A 19,057-nucleotide genomic window follows, 5' to 3' on the forward strand; every position below is an offset into this window, starting at 1 on the left:
AATCATTAACATTTTACTATTTTTGTACTCGATTGTGAATTCGTGATTTTTCTTAATAAAATCACAAAATATATATTTTGTTGTAAAATTTAATGGGACGACATATTTTAAAAAGAGAACAAGCGATTACGTTTGTAAAGGAAACATTTGCAACTCGCTTGAAACAAGTGTTGCACTTAACACCTGTATCCTCTCCTATAGTGGTATTGGATGGCACAGGTATAAATGATGATTTAAATGGAATAGAACGTCCTGTATCCTTTCCCATAAAATCTCTGTCAGATCAACGTGCCGTTGTGGTTCATTCTTTGGCGAAATGGAAACGTATTCGTCTCAAAGAATTGGATATGGAACCTGGCGAGGGCATCTTAACTGATATGCGTGCATTAAGACCTGATGAGGACTATTCTCCAATTCATTCGATCTATGTCGATCAATGGGATTGGGAAAAATGCATTACTGCTCAGGAGCGCAATTTAGACTACCTAAAAAAGATTGTAAATGATATCTATTCTGTAATATACGGGACCGAACAAGCTGTCTCTGAACAGTATCCATCGGTCGAGGCCGTTTTACCTGCTGAAATACACTTTATATCTTCAGAAGAATTATTGATGAAATATCCAAATTTTACGCCAAAAGAACGAGAAAATGCAATTGCAAAGGAATTTGGGGCTGTCTTTATCTATGGCATTGGCGCTGAACTTTCAAATGGGTTCTCACATGATGGTCGTGCAGCAGATTATGATGATTGGAGTACCGAAAATTCTTTAGGCTATAGAGGGTTAAATGGAGATATTTTAGTTTGGAATCCATTATTAGAGACAGCTTTTGAACTATCCTCAATGGGAATTCGTGTAGATAAAAAAGCTTTACTTTCACAATTGGAGATCCGTAAGAGCCTAGATCGTCAGAATCTCACTTTCCACCAAATGCTATTAAGTGATCAATTACCTGAATCTATAGGAGGTGGAATTGGACAATCACGAATTTGTATGTTTATGTTGAAATTACAACATATTGGACAAGTTCAAGTAAGTATTTGGGATCCGAATAAAAAAGAAGAATTACTATCCAAAGGAATTGAGCTCTTATAAATTAATCTCAATTTTCTGAGCTGACTAAAAATCTTATAGAAATAGAACTAATTATTTTAGCAATCAAATAATTAGTTCTATTTTTGTTTAATGAATAGTCCTGAATTTGCCATAGTCGATATAGAAACCACAGGCGGTAATGCAGAAGCCAGCAATATAACCGAAATAGCCATTATTATTTTTGATGGCCAAGGTATAACACAGGAGTACAAAACCCTGGTGAAACCTGAACAACAAATTCCTTTACATATCCAAGCACTTACTGGTATTACCAATGAAATGGTTAATAATGCCCCTAAATTTTCAGATATTGCTAATCAGGTACATCAACTGCTACAGGGTAGAATATTTGTAGCCCACAATGTACATTTTGATTATTCATTCATCCTTGAAGGATTGAAAAGGGCTGGTTTCGACTGGAAATCGCAAAGATTATGTACTGTACGGCTATCAAGAAAGTTTTTCAAGAACTTACCATCATATAGTCTTGGGAAATTATGTCATTTCTTGGGTATAAACATTACGGATAGGCACAGAGCTTATGGGGATGCTAAAGCAACTCTCGAATTGCTCAAAAGGATGATGGAACAAGATATAGAATTATTTAACCAAAGTCTTGAATTAGCAAAAACAAAGGAGCAAAGATTACCAACAAATGTTCCGTCTACACTCATTGAAAAATTACCGAATTCTACTGGAGTATATTTGTTTAAAAGCACCTCCGATAAGGTTATTTACGTTGGTAAAGCAAAAGATTTAAAGAAAAGAGTCATCGCCCATCTCACCGGGAATAAAGGAGATCAACGAAGGCAAAATTTTATTAATGAAATTTGTGATATCAGTTATTTTGAAACGGGTACAGAGTTAATGGCCTTGTTAATGGAATGCAATTTTATTAAGAGACTCTGGCCTATTTATAACAGTGCATTAAAAAAATTCGAACCAAAATATGGGTTAATATCATTTGAAGATCAAAGAGGATATATCCGACTAGCTGTATGCCAACTTAAAAAGAACATAAAACCTATATATTATTTTAATTCAGTACTTGAGTCTACTCAATTTTTGATGCAGTTTATTCAGGACAATTCTCTTGATTTTAGATTATGTAGTTTTCTAATCACCAATAAGCAATCAAAAGAATATAAACATCAAAATGAAGATTTTAATTTTCCAGAAGTGAACCATTATAATCAACATGCTCAGGCTGCAATTGATTCTATTTATAAGCATAAGAGGTCATTTGTCATTGTTGAAAAAGGGAGGAACTCAAATGAAAAAAGTTTTATTTATTATAAGGAGAATAAAGTATATGCAATTGGCTTTATAGACAATGATAATTCAGCAACCGAAATAGATGATTTAGTTCAACAAGATCAACTGGTTATTAATAACTTTTATATGAATAGATTGGTAGAAAATTATGCTCGATTAAACCCCGATAAAGTTCAACATCTAAATCCATTTCAATTAGAAAAGGCGTAATTGTTTTTTTTGCTCACTATCTAAATCGAAATCATAAAAATTGGTGGCCGTTACACCAAGCAATCTTACTCGCTTATCTTGTAAATCCAACTTACCGAGGACCTCAATTACTACACAATAAAGATCTTCTGTATTATTAAAATATTGGTTTTGTGTTTTACTTCGACTAAGTATGGAAAAATCTGAAAATTTGATTTTTAGAACAAGTGTTCTCGCTAATTTATTACTGGTCCGAAGACGCTTGGATAGTTTTTCACAGAGTAATTTAAGCTCCATTTGCATATCTTCTATTAAAATTAAGTCAGCGCTAAACGTATCCTCAACACCAACAGATTTGGACACTCTGTTATTTCTAACCGGTCTGTCATCCTCACCACGGACTATATGAAAAAAGAATTTCCCAGTTTTTCCAAAATGTTGAATCATTTCATGTTCTGAAAATCGTTTCAGGTCGATGCCAAAATGTATCCCCATTTGGTTCATTTTTTTAGCAGTAACTTTTCCGACACCAAAGAATTTTTCGATTGGTAAGCTTTCTAAAAAGTTGATTATTTTTGAAGGACCAATAAAAGTTAATCCATTTGGCTTTTGGAAATCAGATGCAATTTTAGCAACAAATTTGTTAACAGAAATTCCCGCCGAAGCGGTAAGATTCAATTCATCGGATATAGCCTGTTTTATTTGTTTGGCTATTTCAATTGCGGAACCAATTTGTAATTTATCTTCTGTAACGTCCAGATAAGCTTCATCCAAGGATAGTGGTTCAATTAAATCTGTATATCTTTTAAATATTGCACGGATGTGATTAGAAACTTCTTTGTAAACATCAAATCGCGGACTTGTAAAAATGATATGAGGGCATAATTGCAAAGCCATCCTAGAAGACATGGCTGATTTAACACCAAATTTGCGAGCCTCATAGCTCGCGGTAGCCACAACCCCTCTCCCATCTGGTGAACCACCTACAGCCAATGCCTTCCCCTTGAAGTCAGGGAAATCTCTTTGTTCAACTGAAGCATAGAAGGCATCCATATCTATATGAATGATTTTTCGCATATGCTAATTTAGGATATATATTTTCCTTTACAAAACAGGTATATTTAATAAAAAATGTTAATGTCTTACGTTTAAATACAATCTAGGAGGTTCATGTTCTCAACAAAAATTTAAAAAAACGAATTTCATCTTACATCAGTTTTAAACGTAAAACATATGAAAAATAAGATGAAATGCAGTTTTTTAAAAAATCCAATTTTTGTCTCCAACGACACTTTTGCGAAATAATAGTATCTTTGTTTTGATAACATATAATTTCTGAGATGAACAAAGTTAAAGTTGGATTAGTCCAAATGTCCTGTGTTAAAAACAAGCATGCAAACCTGAACAAAGCGATTGAGAAGATTCGTGAGGCTGCTGGGAAAGGCGCCCAAATTGTTTGTTTGCAAGAACTTTTTACTTCCCTGTATTTTTGTGATGTTGAAGATTACGAAAATTTCGATTTGGCCGAAGCAATCCCCGGACCATCCACAGAAACTCTTTCTGAGGTTGCTAAAGAATTGGGTATTGTAATCGTTGCTTCCCTTTTTGAAAAAAGAACGCATGGATTATACCACAATACAACAGCTGTTTTAGATGCTGACGGATCCTATCTTGGTAAGTACCGCAAAATGCATATTCCAGATGATCCAGGATTTTATGAAAAGTTTTACTTCACACCAGGCGATTTAGGATATAAAGTTTTCAATACAAAATTTGGTAAAATCGGTGTATTAATTTGTTGGGACCAGTGGTATCCAGAAGCATCAAGAATTACGACATTAATGGGTGCTGAAATTATGTTTTATCCAACAGCTATTGGATGGGCAACCGATCAAGATGAACAAACCAATTCCGATCAATACAATGCTTGGCAAACAATCCAACGTTCTCATGCTGTGGCAAATGGCGTACCTGTTGTTTCTGTTAATCGTGTTGGCTATGAACAAGACGGTGCCATGAAATTTTGGGGAGGTAGTTTTGTCGCTGATGCCCAAGGTAAATTACTGTATCTAGCATCCCACGAAGTTGAAGAGGTTGAGGTTGTTGAATTAGATTTAAAGCAATCAGATTATATTCGAAAACATTGGCCATTTCTTCGAGACAGAAGAATAGATTCTTACTCTCCAATCACGAAAAGATTTATAGACGAAAATTAATTTTTAAAATATAACCTATTCAAACTGTACTTTTATGGAGTATGGTTTTTTATGCTTATTTCTCAATGACATTAATAAATTCAAAATACTACAGCTTAAAAGATACACCTAAAGCACAGGGGTTTTATTTCCCTGCAGAATGGGAAAAACAAGAAGCTCTATGGCTTAGTTGGCCCCATAAAGAGGAATCCTGGCCTGGGAAAATGGACACTATATACACGCCTTATTCTGAGTTTATAAAGCACGTTTCCGTAGACCAAAAAGTACGTATAAATGTAGCAAACGATCAAATGAAAACATTTGCCCTAAAATATTTGATCGAAAGTGGGGCAAATTTAGAGAATATAAGTTTTTACAATAACCCAACCAATGATGCCTGGTGCCGAGATCACGGTCCTGCCTTTGTGATCAATAATCAGACTAAAAAAAAGGCTGTAATTGATTGGGGGTATAACGCTTGGGGAGGAAAATACCCGCCGTATGACTTGGATGATGTGATACCAACGCTCATTGCTAAAGAATTTCAATTGCAATTGTTTAACCCTCCTATTGTAATGGAAGGCGGATCGGTAGAATTTAACGGACGAGGAACTGTTTTAACCACTTCAGCCTGTCTATTAAATAACAATCGTAATCCACATTTATCCAAACAAGAAATCGAAAAGTATTTGTTGGATTATTATGGTCAGGAACAAGTTTTATGGCTAAGGGAGGGAATCGTTGGAGATGATACCGATGGACATATAGATGACATCACAAGGTTTGTTAGCCATGATACCGTGTTAACCGTTGTTGAAGAAGACCCAAATGATGCTAATTATCATATTTTAAATGAAAATTTAGAGGCATTAAAAAAGATGACTCTACTGGATGGAACCCCTTTAAAAGTTATTGAACTGCCTATGCCCTCTGCAGTTATACATGAAGACCAACGACTACCAGCTTCTTACGCCAATTTCTACATAGCGAATAAAGTTGTTGTCGTTCCAACATTCGATGATGCCAATGACGAAAAAGCAATTAGTATTATACAAAGATGTTTTCCAGATAGAAAAGTAATTGGAATAAACTCTGTAGATATTATTTGGGGATTAGGAAGTTTTCATTGTTTAAGCCAACAAGAACCAGCAATCTAAATTACACCAAATGAACGTACATATTAAATTTTTTATAACTCTTTTTGGACTTTTTTGTATCATTCCCATTGGTTTTGCCCAAGAGCGAGATGACCGTGCCACGATATTGAATTTTAAAGGAATTCAATACAAATCGGATGACTCTTTGTTCTATGCAAATTTTCGATTTCGAATGCAAAATAGAATTGGATATAACAATAGACTAGATGAAATTGATAACGGTAAGTTTGACGCTAGAATTAGACGCTTACGGATGCGAATGGATGGTTATATCTATACACCCAAAATTTCGTACTCGGTCCAATTAGCTTTCACAAGAAGTGATCAAGATTTTGACGACACAGGTATTCCTAACATTATTAGAGATGCTGTAGTTTTTTACAATTTCACAGACGATTTTTATGTGTCTCTTGGTCAAAATAAATTACCAGGAAATCGTCAACGCGTGAACTCCTCAGGTTCTTTACAATTTGCTGATCGTTCCCTTGTTAATGGTCATTTTACGATGGATCGAGACTTTGGAATCTCTTTTAACTTAAGTAAAAAAATGGGCAATATACCCATTAATGTTAAGGCGGCAATTTCTACTGGTGAAGGTAGACCGGCTAATTCGACCGATGGAGGTCTATCGTATACCGGTAGAATCGAATTTTTACCACTTGGAGATTTTATCAATGCCGGAGATTATTCAGAAGGAGATTTAGAAAGAGAACCTACTCCTAAATTATCAATTGGCGGTGGATATAGCTACAATGATAATACCATTAGAGAGGGAGGACAATTAGGAAGATATGTTCAAAATCCTTTTACATTAAAAACCAGTTTTGCTGATGCAATCTTCAAATATATGGGGTTTGCATACCAAGCGGAATACATGCGTAGAGACATAGATAATCCGTTGAATATGACTGTGGCAGATGACCCTGAGGAAACTTTTGGATTTAAAGGATGGGGTATTAATCAACAAACATCCTATTTAATGAACCACGGATATGAAATAGCGGCTCGATATACTTATGTTATGCCACACCAGGATATCAGAAAATTTGAAGCTCAGACAGAAGTCATTGAGTTGGGATTAACACGATATATAAAAGCACATCGATTGAAATTCCAAATTAACGGATCATATACTTTTAAAAATGGTTATTTTAACAATCAAACCAATAAAAGTTCATGGGGTAGTGTTTTTCAAATTGAACTCGGAATCTAATTTTAAAAAAAAAATTATGTAAAATTAAGGTTAAATGCATCTTACAATTAAGATTATAGAATCATAAATATTAGTTTTCGGTAATGAAGTATTATATTATTGCAGGTGAATCTTCAGGAGATTTGCACGGAGCAAATCTCATAAGTTCTTTAAAGGAAAAGGACCAACAATCAGAATTCAGAGTTGTTGGAGGGGATTTGATGCAAAAAGCTGCAGGTCAACCGGTCTTAATTCACACTTCTGAAATGGCCTTTATGGGCTTTATCGAAGTTATTAGAAACCTTAGAAGCATATATAAAAATCTCAACAAAGTAAAACAAGATATCCTCAAAGAAAAGCCGGATACTGTTATTTTAATTGATTTTCCTGGATTTAATTTAAAAATTGCTTCATTTGCAAAGAAGTTAGGGATAAAAGTTTGCTATTACATTTCACCAAAAATTTGGGCTTGGAATCAAAAGAGAGTGTATAAAATTAAGAAGGTCGTTGACCATATGTTTTGTATTCTACCTTTTGAAGTGGATTTTTATAAACAGTTTCAATTCGAAGTTGATTATGTAGGAAATCCATTATTAGATGCCATTTCGAGTTATAAATTTAATGAACATTTTAAAGAGAATAACGGATTTGATCAACGACCTATTATTGCATTGCTTCCTGGAAGTAGAAAAATGGAAATTGAAAATATTCTCCCTGAAATGATTAAACTTCAAGGATATTTTCCTGGACATCAATTTATTATTGCTGGTGCTCCAAATTTTGACTTAGAATATTATGAAAATTATTTTGACCAAGATAAATTTCCGGTCGTGTTTGACCAAACCTATGACTTACTTAACAACTCCATTGCTGCAGTAGTCACTAGTGGAACAGCAACCCTGGAAACAGCCTTGCTAAGAGTCCCTGAAGTGGTTGTGTATAAGGCCAATCCTATTTCTGTAATGCTTGCCAGATCCTTAATCAAAATTCAATGGATTTCATTAGTAAACCTCATCAATAATTATCTATCTGTAATTGAACTTATTCAGAAAAATTGTAATGCCAGAGAGATTGCTCATGAAGTTGACAAACTGATTAATAATCAAGAACATAGGGCAAGTGTAATAGAAAATTATGATATTCTAAGGGAAAAAATGGGCTCCCCCGGTGCGTCTCAAAAAACGGCACAATTAATAATTAATTATTTAGGTTCTAAAAATTAAACTTTTAATGTTTTCATTTGTCTTTACTAAACTTAAAGAACATAATTATGAAATATTTACTAAGTTTATTCATTCTTTTTAGCTCAACAGTATGTTTCAGTCAACATGTTGAACATATTGAAAAACTGGAACTTAAAAAGAAAAAAAAGAAGGTATTTAACAATAGAGATTCTTCCCTGGTATTAAAGATTGATACATTAATCATGAACGACAAATCTAAATTAGATTTTTTTGGAAAGAAAGATGTAAAGATCGAAATAGGCTATGCAGTAATCGGTGATAACGTTGTCATTGTAGGGCAAGACGGTAAAAACAATGCTACCAACTTTGATATCTCTGTAAATTTCAAAAAACTAGGATCACTCTTTATTTTAGCACGGGGTATCGATGCCCTTAACGGAACCAAAACATTCCCGAATGGCAATGGCGGAAATGTAAACATAACCTATGACAGTCTTTCTGTAGTACCTCAATCTAAAGATAAAAAATCTCAACATTATCTATTTATCGACGTACAACCAGGCGGCTTACGCGTAAATCCGAATAGCGAAATTCGTCAAATTTATGACAGAATATCTATGTCATCACCTGGATTGAGAGGTCTGCCTCAAGGACAAATTTATTCCGGATCTCCCGGGAAAGAAGGAAAAGCTATAATAAAAGCCAAGTAATTTTTTCTAACAAATTTTCAGGCTATTAGAAACGACAATTACGATAAGTAAATTATAAAATTTGAACTTTCGGAAAAAGTTTATATAAACATAATATCCACTTCTCGCTTTGAATTCGTAAATTTAAGTCTATGAATATTCTAGCAATTGCAGGTAGTTTTAAATCGAATTCTATTAACAGGAAAATCATTCAAAGTGTTTCTAAATATTATAAAGAAGTTGATGATAAAATAAAAATCTTAGATTTAAACGAGTTTGAACTACCTCTTATTTCAAGAGCTAGTTTTGATAAGATCGATTCTTCTATCCCAGTTGTAAATTTTGTGGATCAATTAGATTGGGCTAATTTGATCTTAATTTCATTTGAAGATAATATCGATTGGATAATACCTGTAAACGAGGAAAAACTATTTACTAAAAAAGCTGTTTTCTTACTGACAACAAGCGATACTATAGATGAATCCAGATCAATTTTATTACAGGCTGAAGAAAAAATGTTAAAAGGTGGGGCAGATATTTTAGGAACATTTGCATTGCCAGAATTTACTAAAAATTTTGTAGAAGGAAAAGGAATCATAACATCACTCTATAGGAGTGAACTTGAAGCAAAAATTCGCAAAACAAAAAGGGAAATGAAACTTAGATTAATATAAACATCCATATATAAATAGATATACATGACAAAGAAAGTATTATTACTCGTTGGAGATTACGTAGAAGATTATGAAGCAATGGTTCCTTTTCAAGCAATGGGCGCAGTGGGAATTCAAGTAGATGCAATCGCACCAGATCGCAAGAAAGGTGATGTGGTACCAACTGCAGTTCATGATTTTACAGGAGACCAAACTTATAAAGAATTACGTGGTCATAATTTTGCTATTAATAAGGACTTTGACCAAGTAAATCCAGAAGAATATGATGGGCTTTATATTGCAGGAGGTAGATCTGCAGAGTATATCCGGTTAAATAAACGTGTGATCGAAATCACAAAATATTTTTTTGATAAAAACAAGCCAGTTGCAGCTATATGTCATGGGATACAAGTGCTAACCACAGCAAAAGTATTGCAAGACAGGATTTTAACAGCTTATGTAGCAGTCGGTCCCGATATTGAGCTAGCTGGTGGAACATGGAAAGATGTCCCTGCAGATCAAGCGGTATTAGATGGGAATCTAGTTACTTCTCCAGCGTGGCCAGGTCATCAAGCAATTTTAAAAGAGTTTTTTAAATTGTTGGCTATTAATATTTCATAAATATACATATGAAAAAAAACAAAAAGTGGTTCTTACTAATTCCACTAGTTTTAATCGTAGGATATTTCCTGTATGAGACATTTAATCAAAAATCTATTGAGGAATTACCGGGTGGCTTTAAAGAGGTTGCGTTTGTGAGAAACGAACAAAATAAAGGTGGAATCGTTAGGATTTATGCCGTCACTGTAGAAGACCCTGTCAATGCGGCATTCGATCAGTGTGCCGATATGTTTCCCGTTAATGATTATGCGAGTGTTACCAAAATTTTCTTTTTTGATTCAAAAGAACCATTTCCTAAAAAAATGAGTATTCAGGAACCTCATTATGATGTTTCTAAATACAAGGCTATAAATATCTTAAAACGAAGAGGATCTAATAAATAAATCATTTCGACCATCAATCCATAAGATTGGGTTTGCTTAGAAAAAGATTGACTTTTGGGTTATATGTATTAGAAAATGGCAAATAAATTTATCCCTAGAGATATAAGTTGGTTAAGCTTTAATAGCAGGGTCTTACAAGAGGCAATTGATCCAACGGTCCCTCTACCTATGCGAATTAAGTTCTTAGGTATTTTTTCGAATAATTTAGACGAGTTCTTTAGAGTAAGAGTCGCCGCACTCAAAAGAGCGACACAACTAGACAGTAAAGAAACTAAAGGATTTTACTACGAAAGTCCAAGCTTAATTTTGGATCAGATTACAGATATTGTCATACAGCAACAGGAACAATTTGATAATGCATGGGAATTGGTACAAAAAGAAATGGCCAACCAAAAGATTTTAATAAAATTCGCCGAGGATTTAACGCAAGATCAACTAAAATTTGTCCAGGAATATTTTGATCAAGAGGTTGAGAGTAGCATTATTCCTCTCTTATTAGACCCACATAAACCTATGCCTTATCTGCGTGACAAAAGCCTTTACCTGGGTATTGCTATGTATAAAAAGAACCAGGAAAATGATATCAAATTCGCAATTATTGAATTACCATCAAGCCAGTTAAGCAGATTTACCATCCTTCCTTCTCCAAAAAATGAAAAACATATAATATTAATAGAAGATATCATAAAAGTTAATTTATCATATATTTTCTCTTATTTTGAATTTGATGAGTTCAAAGCTCATACATTTAAAATTACCAAAGATGCTGAATTTGATCTAGATAATGATGTTAATACAACTATAGTAGAAAAAATTAGCAAGGCGGTTAAAGATCGCAGGAAAGGAAAACCTACTCGTTTTGTCTTTGACCGAGAGATGAATCCAGAATTATTAGGATTATTGATTCAAAAGCTTAAAATTGGAAAAAAAGATAGTATAATTCCAGGACAGAAAATCCATAATTTCAAACATTTCATGGATTTCCCCGACGTCTTTAAGACATATCATAAACCAATTGAAAGAAATTCATTTGAACACCCAAGTTTTTCTGGAGATCAACGTGTTACAAATGTTATTCTAAAGAAAGATATTTTATTATCGTTTCCTTACCATGAATTTAGACCTGTTATCGACCTTCTTAGAGAAGCCGCAATGGATGACGAGGTTCAAACCATAAAGATAACCATCTATCGGATGGCTAAGAATTCTAAGATTGCAAATGCACTTGTTAATGCAGCTCGAAACGGAAAAATTGTTACTGTCATGCTCGAATTAAGAGCTAGGTTTGATGAAGAACATAATTTGGATTGGAAAGAAAGATTTGAGGCTGAGGGAATTAAAGTGTTAACTGGTTTTAATGAAACAAAGGTGCATGCAAAAATATGCATCATAAAAAAAAGAGTTGATAATAAAACAATACAATACGGTTTTATCAGCACAGGGAATATCAATGAACAAACTGCTAAACTTTATGCTGATTATTGCCTAATGACAAGTGATAAAGGAATCATGGCCGACATTAATAAAGTCTTTAAAGCGTTACAAAAGCCAAAAATTCCCCTAAATGAAAGTATTACAAATAATAAAAGCCTTATGTGCTGCCCTACCGACATGAGGCAAAATATATGTTCATTAATTGATCAAGAAATCGGTGAGGCAATTGCCGGAAATCAAGCAAGAATAATTTTAAAAATTAATGCTTTAAGTGATAAGGAGATAATTAAAAAACTTTATGACGCCGCCAACGCTGGAGTTAAAATAGATTTGATCGTACGGGGAATTTATTGTGCAGTAAATCAAAATAAGTTTCTACAACCAATAAACGCGATAAGTATTGTCGATGAATACTTAGAACATGCAAGAGTATTCTATTTCTATAATACTGGTCATGAAACAATTTATATATCTTCGGCGGACCTGATGACTAGAAATCTAGATTATCGCATAGAAGTTGCTGTAAAAATTACCAATAAAAAACTCAAAAATGAACTTAAAGATATGCTCATTATACAGCTTAAAGACAATGTTAAAGCTAGAATTCTGAATAATACGCAAAGCAATAATTATGTACAGAATAATGAAGAATTAATTAGATCTCAAATCGAAATTTATACCTATTTGAAGTCTAAAACTGAAATTCCAAATCATTAATCTTAAGCTCATGGTTTGATTTTAATCATTGAACTAATTTCTCAATTGCTTTATTGTCTATAAAGCCTCTATTCCATAAATAACTCGAAGGTTGATATTTATTTTATTAAGAAGGACGTTAACTTATGTTAAACTAGTCATGTAACTACTCTGTTACAACCAGATTGGCATCTCATTTGGTAATACATAGTGTAGTAAACAATTAGAAATAAATATTAAGCTATGAAAAACGCGATGAAACTATTAAGTCTATTATTTGTGGTTTTATTTACAATAACCGCATGTTCTAAAGATGATGATCCGGTAGATAATGATTTATTTGTTGGAACTTACACTGGCGAAATTGGATATTCTGACTTTTCAGATAACTCAAACAGTGTTCAGCAGGGACCTGGAAAAGTAATCGTTACCAAAGTAGGTGGAGATAACTATTCATTTAAATTTGACAATGATATCCCTGATTTGAATAATATTAAAATGGAAAAAGGTGATAATAATACTATTTTCTTTGGAGATGGCTCTTTAGGTACAATTACAATTTCAGAATCTACTCTGCATATACTTTACACTTCTGATCAGAAAAGCTGGAGCGCAGATTGTAGTAGATAAATTATCCAATTAATTTAATTAAACGGAGTTGTCCCCAATAAGGTAACTCCTTTTTTAGTCCGTAGATTTTACCGAAAGTATCAGATTAACCTTAAAAAGTATACTATTACTATTGGTCAAAATTTGATGCGTATCAGGATAGTGGTACATTAATCTTCCCTTTAAATTATCCATAATCCTGGTTTGTGCCTGATTTTCTAAATAATGATTTACATGGTTGCTAACGGTAAGTGCTATATTGCATTCAGTGACCTCTAATTTAATTTTAATGGGGTAATTTTCCATACTATTATATCCGTGCTGAAAAGCGTTCTGTATTAGCGGTAAAAGAACTAATGGATGAATTATTACTTCTTTATTAATAGATTTAATTTCAAATTTTACCGTTGATGATTTAGAATCTAATAAATGCCATAAATCAATATATTTAGTAATTATATTCACCTCATTTTCAAGTGTCCAGATTTCATTGATATTGATCTTGAGGATTAATTTTTGAAAATTAAAAAAGCTTACCGATTGTGTATCTTTAATTTCGGGAAGCATATAGTACTTAAGGCCCAACTGGGGATCTAGCTGTGCATTTTCAAATGAACTTTTATATTTTGCAAACAACAAGTCCCGTTTTAATTCCTTTATTAGTTCTTTCTGTTTATTTTTAAAAATTGCCATACTATTTTTTGGCTTCTAGTCCACTAACTCCCCCAGAAACAACTAATTTCATGGCATCGGTAGCCGATAGGTTTAACTTGTGTACTTTTTCAGAGGAAATCACGACAACCTGACCAGCAACAGAATAAGAATATGGAAAATAGACTACCACCTCCCCTGGCAAACCCATTAATGATAAGTCCTTCTGGGTTAAGAATCCGACTTTTTTTAGGCCATATTCATTAACTTCAACCAAAACTGGTTCGTTGAATTTTTTTGCATCTCCGACAAAAGCTTCAGTAAAATCCTTTATGGAGGAATACAACGTATTAAACAAAGGTATTTTATTGATTGTTCTGTTTAACCAACTTCGAATAGGGGCTGTCACAAATGTTGTAAAAATAAAACCAATTAATGCCAGAAGTAATAAAACCGATAATATGCCTATACCAGGAATATACAATGGATGCCCGCTTTCATCTTGCAAAAAATGTTCTGTAATATTTAATGCTCCGTCTAATGTTGCGACCAACCAAACAATAACAAATATTGCACCAGCAACAGGTGCGACCACCAACGTACCTTTGATTAGGTAATAGAAGAACTGTTGAAAAACTTTTCTAATCATTTTATTCGAAATAATAAATCCTTTTTACTCGACTTGAAATATTTACTAACAACTCATAAGGAATCGTTCCAATTTGCTTTGCTGCTTCCATAATATCAGGAAAAACAATTACCTGGTCTCCCTCTTGTACATCTATGTCAGTGACATCCAACATGCACATATCCATGCAAATATTACCGATTGTAGGTACAAGTTGGTTATTAATTTTCATTTTTCCTATTGAATTACCAAACCTACGATTATACCCATCCGCATATCCAATTTTTACAGTAGCTATTTTACTATCACGAGTTAAAACTCCTGCTTGATCATAACCTATGGTCTCATTTTTAGAAAGATTTTTGATTTGTGTAACCGTTGTTTTTAGGTTACTCACCAGTTCAAGATTTGTTACATTTTTGTCTATATTAACGCCGTAGAGTCCTATACCAAGACGGACCATATCAAAATGAGCTTCTGGATGACGGGCTATTGCAGAAGTATTAGCCACATGTTTAATAAAATTATATCCTAAATTTCTTTCCAGTTTATCGGCACATCTTTTATAAGTACTTATTTGATATTTAGTGAAATTATCCTTTTTAATGTCCCCAGATGCAACCAAATGGGTGAAAAAGGATTGTATTTTGACCTCTTGTTGATTTTTCAATCGGTTGATTAATAGATCAATTTCATTTTCAAAAAAACCAAGCCTATGCATCCCAGTATCTAATTTGAGATGAATCTTATAATTCTTAAGTTTTTTTTGACCTAAAAATCCAATAAAATCTTCCAAAAATCTCATACTATAAACTTCCGGTTCTAGGTTGTATTGAACTAATGATTCAAAAGTATCATTATCCGGACATAAGACCATGATGGGTAAGGTAATACCAGCTGAACGCAATTCAACTCCTTCATCTGCAAATGCCACAGTGAGATAATCAACTTTGTTGAATTGTAATAAGTTGGCGACCTCATAACTACCGCTTCCATATGAAAATGCTTTCACCATCGCCATGATTTTAACTCCAGATGGTATTAAAGATCGATAAATCATTAAGTTGTTTGATAATGCATTCATATTAATTTCCAGCGTGGTTCCGTGAGATTTTAAAGTCAACACTTGGACCAGTTTTTCGAACTGATAAATACGAGCTCCTTTAATCAATACACTCTCAGATTCGAAGCTTAATTCAGTCAAATTTGAGATTAATTTATCTGTAGACTCAAAAGTAATGATTTTTGGTATACCTATATCTTTCAGCCAATTGTAAGACTCTCCTACCCAAATTAATCGGAACAATGATTGCGAGTTTAACAGATCAACCAATTTCTTTTGAATCTTCTGGTCCATTCTCAAACCTTCCATGTCCGATAGTACCAAGGTTTTTTTTGAATGTTGATTTTGTTGTTGAAGAAAATCTAACGATATTTTTAATGAACCTAAATCATTTGAATAAGAATCATCAATAATTGAGCAATGGTTTACCCCCTTCTTTAACTGAAGACGCATTTCAAGCGCCTTTAAGTTTTGGACTCTTTCTAGTATGACTTGAATTTTATAACCTAAATAATACATGACTGAAATACATGTAATAATGTTCTCTAGAGAAGCCTTATCTATGAATGGTACAATACAGAAACTGTTTATATCACCTAGACGAAGATGTATTTTGGTAAATTGATTTAATTTCTCAAAGGATAATATTTGAATTTCATTGTGATCGCCTTTACCCCATTTCAAAATATTAGGGAAAGCTAACTGTTCAGAATTTTGAAGGTAATCGGAGCCAGAAATTACGATCTCTGATTGATTAAACAGTATCAATTTTTCTTTAAGCTTATCTTGTTTAGTCTTAAAATATTGAGCGTGGGCTATTCCAATGTTTGTTAAGACACCTATAGTAGGTTTAATCATTCTCTGCAAACGAACCATTTCTCCAGGTTCACTAATCCCCGCTTCTATTAACGCAATATCATATTGTGAATTCAAATTCCACAATGATAAGGCAACACCCAATTGAGAGTTGTAGCTTTTTGGACTTTGGTATACGTTCTTCTCAGGAGAAATTAACTGGCTCAACCATGCTTTAACAATAGATTTACCATTACTTCCTGTGATTCCTATTACGGGATTTTTAAATTGACTGCGATGGTAACTTGCAAGTTGCTGTAAGGTAGCTAATACATTATTAACAACTAAAAGATTGATATCCATTTTATCTTTCAAAAATTGAACATCCCTTGAGACAACAAAACTACGAATCCCTTTATTATAAGCGTCCATAAGGAAGTCATGACCGTCACGTAAATTCTTAAGAGCAAAAAACAAACTTTGATCTGGTTGATTTACCTTACGGCTATCATACACTAATTCGCTAATATTTTGGTTCGTATTATTCGATTTTAAAGGTTTTATATCTAGAATTTCGCAGATAAATTCGATCGTATACATCATCAATAAATTATGAAACGAAGTTCATCATTTTTTTTAAAAGTTTATCATAATTTGGACAATTTTGATACACCCTTCTTTAAAGGATTCATGTTTATCGTACTTTTAATCCCGAATTGTTCCGCATTAGAATCGTAGGTGCTATATGTATATTTAGGCTTCATTTTCTGTTCTCCATTTGACAAAAGAAACCTTAATTTTATTGATTGAAAACAACTACTAATTTATTAGATGATATCATTGTAGTTTATATAGCATGTACGACGATAAAAAAAAAGAAAAAATATTAACAGCTCATCAAGCCAAACTAAAGGCAGAAAGCTATTGTGCTTACCAAGATAGGTCTCAGCAGGAAGTCCGAGACAAATTATATTTATGGGGCTTACATCAGTTAGAGGTAGAGAATATAATTTCAACTTTGGTGGAAGAAAATTTTTTAAATGAAGAAAGATTCGCAAAAGCATATGTTATAGGAAAATTTAGAATAAAAGGTTGGGGAAAAATAAAAATAATACAACAACTGAAGTTGAAAAGGATATCAAAACCGCTTATTCAAATCGCTTTACGCGAAATTGATTTAGAGGAATATGAAGAAAAGATTAAACAGACTATCTTTAAGAAGGTAAATAAACCAATTTCACTACTAAATATAAATGAAAAGGCTAAGCTAATTAGGTATTTACAGTCTAAAGGATTTGAAAATGATATGATATTTAAAATAATAGGTCAATTTGACGATTGAAGATAAAACTATTTAGAAATCAATAAACGTAAATAAAATACGTTTATTGATTTGAAACTCGTTTAGAACTGATATACTAATGCCACAGAGGCCTGTGATGCTACCTTGGATGGGCTTATGCCGTCTTTTTTCAGGAAACTAGATTGATTATCTTGATCAAGTCGAATTTCGGGGATCAACGAAAGTCCCTTATGTTTAATCCTTGCTGACATCGTGAAGGATGTAAACTCGGAATTCTCTAACTCATCAATTTCTTTTAATTTAAAATATTCACCTCTCAACCCTAAAGCAATATTTTCATTGATGTTGTAACGAGGGTATAAAGCGACCCCGGAATATCCTCCTTCAGAACTAGACGTATAATCAGCTGCATTTAGTGCTAAGTTTATTTTGCTTGAAAGATCATAAGTAGCAACTAAATCTAACAATGTTCCTGAACTGTAATTCTCATCTCCTCCAACCGAAGAACCTGATAAAAAGTTTATGTAGGTCGTTAAACCTTGTATTGGAACGAGTTTCAATTGAGCCCCTATATGCGATACACCATTAAAGTCTTTATATGTATTCCAGTCATTAAATAACCCCACCATCAAGGACACTTTATCTGAAAAATTATAGCTTGCCTTAAGTCCTGCGTTTTGGAATGGTCCTGCTCCAAATAAATAAGAGGTTGAATAATGAAAATTGGCAACAGGGGAAATAACTTCATAACCTATAAAAGTTCCCATGTATCCGGCTGTGACACTGAGGGCCTCGGTAAAGCTATAACTGGCATATAAATTTTGGATGTGAAAAGAATTTTCTCCATTGGCCATCGTGCCATCTCCATTTGGTATGCTTTGATATTGACCTCTTGGACCAAAAGCAAGCTCTCCCACAAAAGTAGCTTTCCCTGTAGTTTTTTTTAATCCTAAACCTAACATCCCTAAAGAAATTGAATTTTGATCATTTGCAAAATACGTAGTAATGTTTTCCTTTTCGGCAAAATCGAATTTCCAATAAGCATCAGCATAACCAGAAATTTCTAAACTAGATTTTTCTTCTTGACAATAAGTCGTCAAACTGGGTACTATACCCAAAATTAACAATAATAATCTCTTCATGATTTGTGTTTTCATTGTTTTTTATAAAAATTAAACGATAATAACAGCTAGATGCTTACAAAAAAAAAGAGATAAAGGCGATTTTTATTTAAAAAAGAACA

The 19,057-nt window shown here is 33.2% G+C and carries 18 protein-coding genes; 13 read left to right on the forward strand and 5 right to left on the reverse strand.

Annotation, left to right across the window (positions count from 1 at the left end; genetic code table 11):
* The first annotated feature begins 92 nt into the window (after positions 1–92).
* Together asnA and AC6CHH_RS03355 are read left to right on the forward strand one after the other, a co-directional pair.
* Complete coding sequence (asnA, locus tag AC6CHH_RS03350; protein ID WP_498279719.1) at positions 93–1,097, forward strand: aspartate--ammonia ligase; 1,005 nt, start codon at positions 93–95, stop codon at positions 1,095–1,097.
* Positions 1,098–1,187: 90 nt separating this feature from the next.
* Complete coding sequence (locus AC6CHH_RS03355; protein ID WP_498279721.1) at positions 1,188–2,582, forward strand: exonuclease domain-containing protein; 1,395 nt, start codon at positions 1,188–1,190, stop codon at positions 2,580–2,582.
* Here AC6CHH_RS03355 and dinB read toward each other — a convergent pair.
* Entirely contained in the window at positions 2,568–3,638 is a 1,071-nt protein-coding gene (gene dinB / locus AC6CHH_RS03360; protein WP_498279723.1) for a DNA polymerase IV, read from the reverse strand. The two genes, AC6CHH_RS03355 and dinB, sit on opposite strands and share 15 nt — an antisense overlap.
* Positions 3,639–3,901: 263 nt before the next feature.
* On the opposite strand from dinB, the gene AC6CHH_RS03365 reads away from it, so the two are divergent.
* From AC6CHH_RS03365 to AC6CHH_RS03410, 10 genes are all read left to right on the forward strand, one after another.
* Positions 3,902–4,777, forward strand: coding sequence for a carbon-nitrogen hydrolase (locus AC6CHH_RS03365; RefSeq protein WP_498279725.1), 876 nt, complete (start codon positions 3,902–3,904; stop codon positions 4,775–4,777).
* 65 nt (positions 4,778–4,842) lie between these two features.
* On the forward strand, positions 4,843–5,913 hold the full coding sequence (locus AC6CHH_RS03370) for an agmatine deiminase family protein (protein WP_498279727.1): 1,071 nt from the start codon (positions 4,843–4,845) through the stop codon (positions 5,911–5,913).
* Positions 5,914–5,923: 10 nt separating this feature from the next.
* The gene (locus tag AC6CHH_RS03375; protein ID WP_498279729.1) at positions 5,924–7,126 is read left to right on the forward strand and encodes a porin; all 1,203 of its coding nucleotides are present in this window, start codon (positions 5,924–5,926) and stop codon (positions 7,124–7,126) included.
* Positions 7,127–7,209: 83 nt separating this feature from the next.
* Complete coding sequence (gene lpxB, locus AC6CHH_RS03380; protein WP_498279731.1) at positions 7,210–8,328, forward strand: lipid-A-disaccharide synthase; 1,119 nt, start codon at positions 7,210–7,212, stop codon at positions 8,326–8,328.
* A 47-nt stretch (positions 8,329–8,375) separates the two neighbouring features.
* Positions 8,376–8,999, forward strand: a complete 624-nt coding sequence (locus tag AC6CHH_RS03385) for a hypothetical protein (protein WP_498279733.1) — start codon at positions 8,376–8,378, stop codon at positions 8,997–8,999.
* A 131-nt stretch (positions 9,000–9,130) separates the two neighbouring features.
* Positions 9,131–9,652 carry an NADPH-dependent FMN reductase gene (locus AC6CHH_RS03390; RefSeq protein WP_498279735.1) on the forward strand — a complete coding sequence of 174 codons (522 nt, stop codon included), beginning with the start codon at positions 9,131–9,133 and terminating at the stop codon, positions 9,650–9,652.
* A gap of 24 nt (positions 9,653–9,676) precedes the next feature.
* On the forward strand, positions 9,677–10,252 hold the full coding sequence (locus AC6CHH_RS03395; protein ID WP_498279737.1) for a DJ-1/PfpI family protein: 576 nt from the start codon (positions 9,677–9,679) through the stop codon (positions 10,250–10,252).
* A gap of 8 nt (positions 10,253–10,260) precedes the next feature.
* Positions 10,261–10,635: a hypothetical protein gene (locus AC6CHH_RS03400; protein WP_498279739.1), complete on the forward strand. Its 375-nt coding sequence runs from the start codon at positions 10,261–10,263 to the stop codon at positions 10,633–10,635.
* Between the two features lie 75 nt (positions 10,636–10,710).
* Positions 10,711–12,786 (forward strand): polyphosphate kinase 1, encoded by a 2,076-nt coding sequence (gene ppk1, locus AC6CHH_RS03405; RefSeq protein ID WP_498279741.1) that lies wholly within the window; start codon positions 10,711–10,713, stop codon positions 12,784–12,786.
* A 222-nt stretch (positions 12,787–13,008) separates the two neighbouring features.
* Positions 13,009–13,395 (forward strand): hypothetical protein, encoded by a 387-nt coding sequence (locus tag AC6CHH_RS03410; protein ID WP_498279743.1) that lies wholly within the window; start codon positions 13,009–13,011, stop codon positions 13,393–13,395.
* 54 nt (positions 13,396–13,449) lie between these two features.
* Here the strand turns inward: AC6CHH_RS03410 and AC6CHH_RS03415 are convergent, their stop codons facing one another.
* The 3 genes from AC6CHH_RS03415 to AC6CHH_RS03425 are packed head-to-tail and all read right to left on the reverse strand — an operon-like array spanning position 13,450 to position 17,114.
* Complete coding sequence (locus AC6CHH_RS03415) at positions 13,450–14,067, reverse strand: LytS family sensor histidine kinase (protein ID WP_498279745.1); 618 nt, start codon at positions 14,065–14,067, stop codon at positions 13,450–13,452.
* A gap of 1 nt (position 14,068) precedes the next feature.
* Positions 14,069–14,674, reverse strand: coding sequence for a DUF502 domain-containing protein (locus tag AC6CHH_RS03420; RefSeq protein ID WP_498279747.1), 606 nt, complete (start codon positions 14,672–14,674; stop codon positions 14,069–14,071).
* A gap of 1 nt (position 14,675) precedes the next feature.
* Positions 14,676–17,114 carry a bifunctional UDP-N-acetylmuramoyl-tripeptide:D-alanyl-D-alanine ligase/alanine racemase gene (locus tag AC6CHH_RS03425; RefSeq protein ID WP_498279749.1) on the reverse strand — a complete coding sequence of 813 codons (2,439 nt, stop codon included), beginning with the start codon at positions 17,112–17,114 and terminating at the stop codon, positions 14,676–14,678.
* A 253-nt stretch (positions 17,115–17,367) separates the two neighbouring features.
* Between AC6CHH_RS03425 and AC6CHH_RS03430 the strand changes: the two genes are divergently transcribed.
* A complete protein-coding gene (locus AC6CHH_RS03430; protein WP_498279751.1) occupies positions 17,368–17,853 on the forward strand; it encodes a regulatory protein RecX in 486 nt (161 codons plus the stop codon).
* 62 nt (positions 17,854–17,915) lie between these two features.
* On the opposite strand, the gene AC6CHH_RS03435 is transcribed toward AC6CHH_RS03430, so the two are convergent.
* Positions 17,916–18,956, reverse strand: coding sequence for an outer membrane beta-barrel protein (locus tag AC6CHH_RS03435; protein ID WP_498279753.1), 1,041 nt, complete (start codon positions 18,954–18,956; stop codon positions 17,916–17,918).
* Between the last annotated feature and the right edge of the window lie 101 nt (positions 18,957–19,057).

The organism is Sphingobacterium sp. GQ94 (assembly GCF_059758715.1).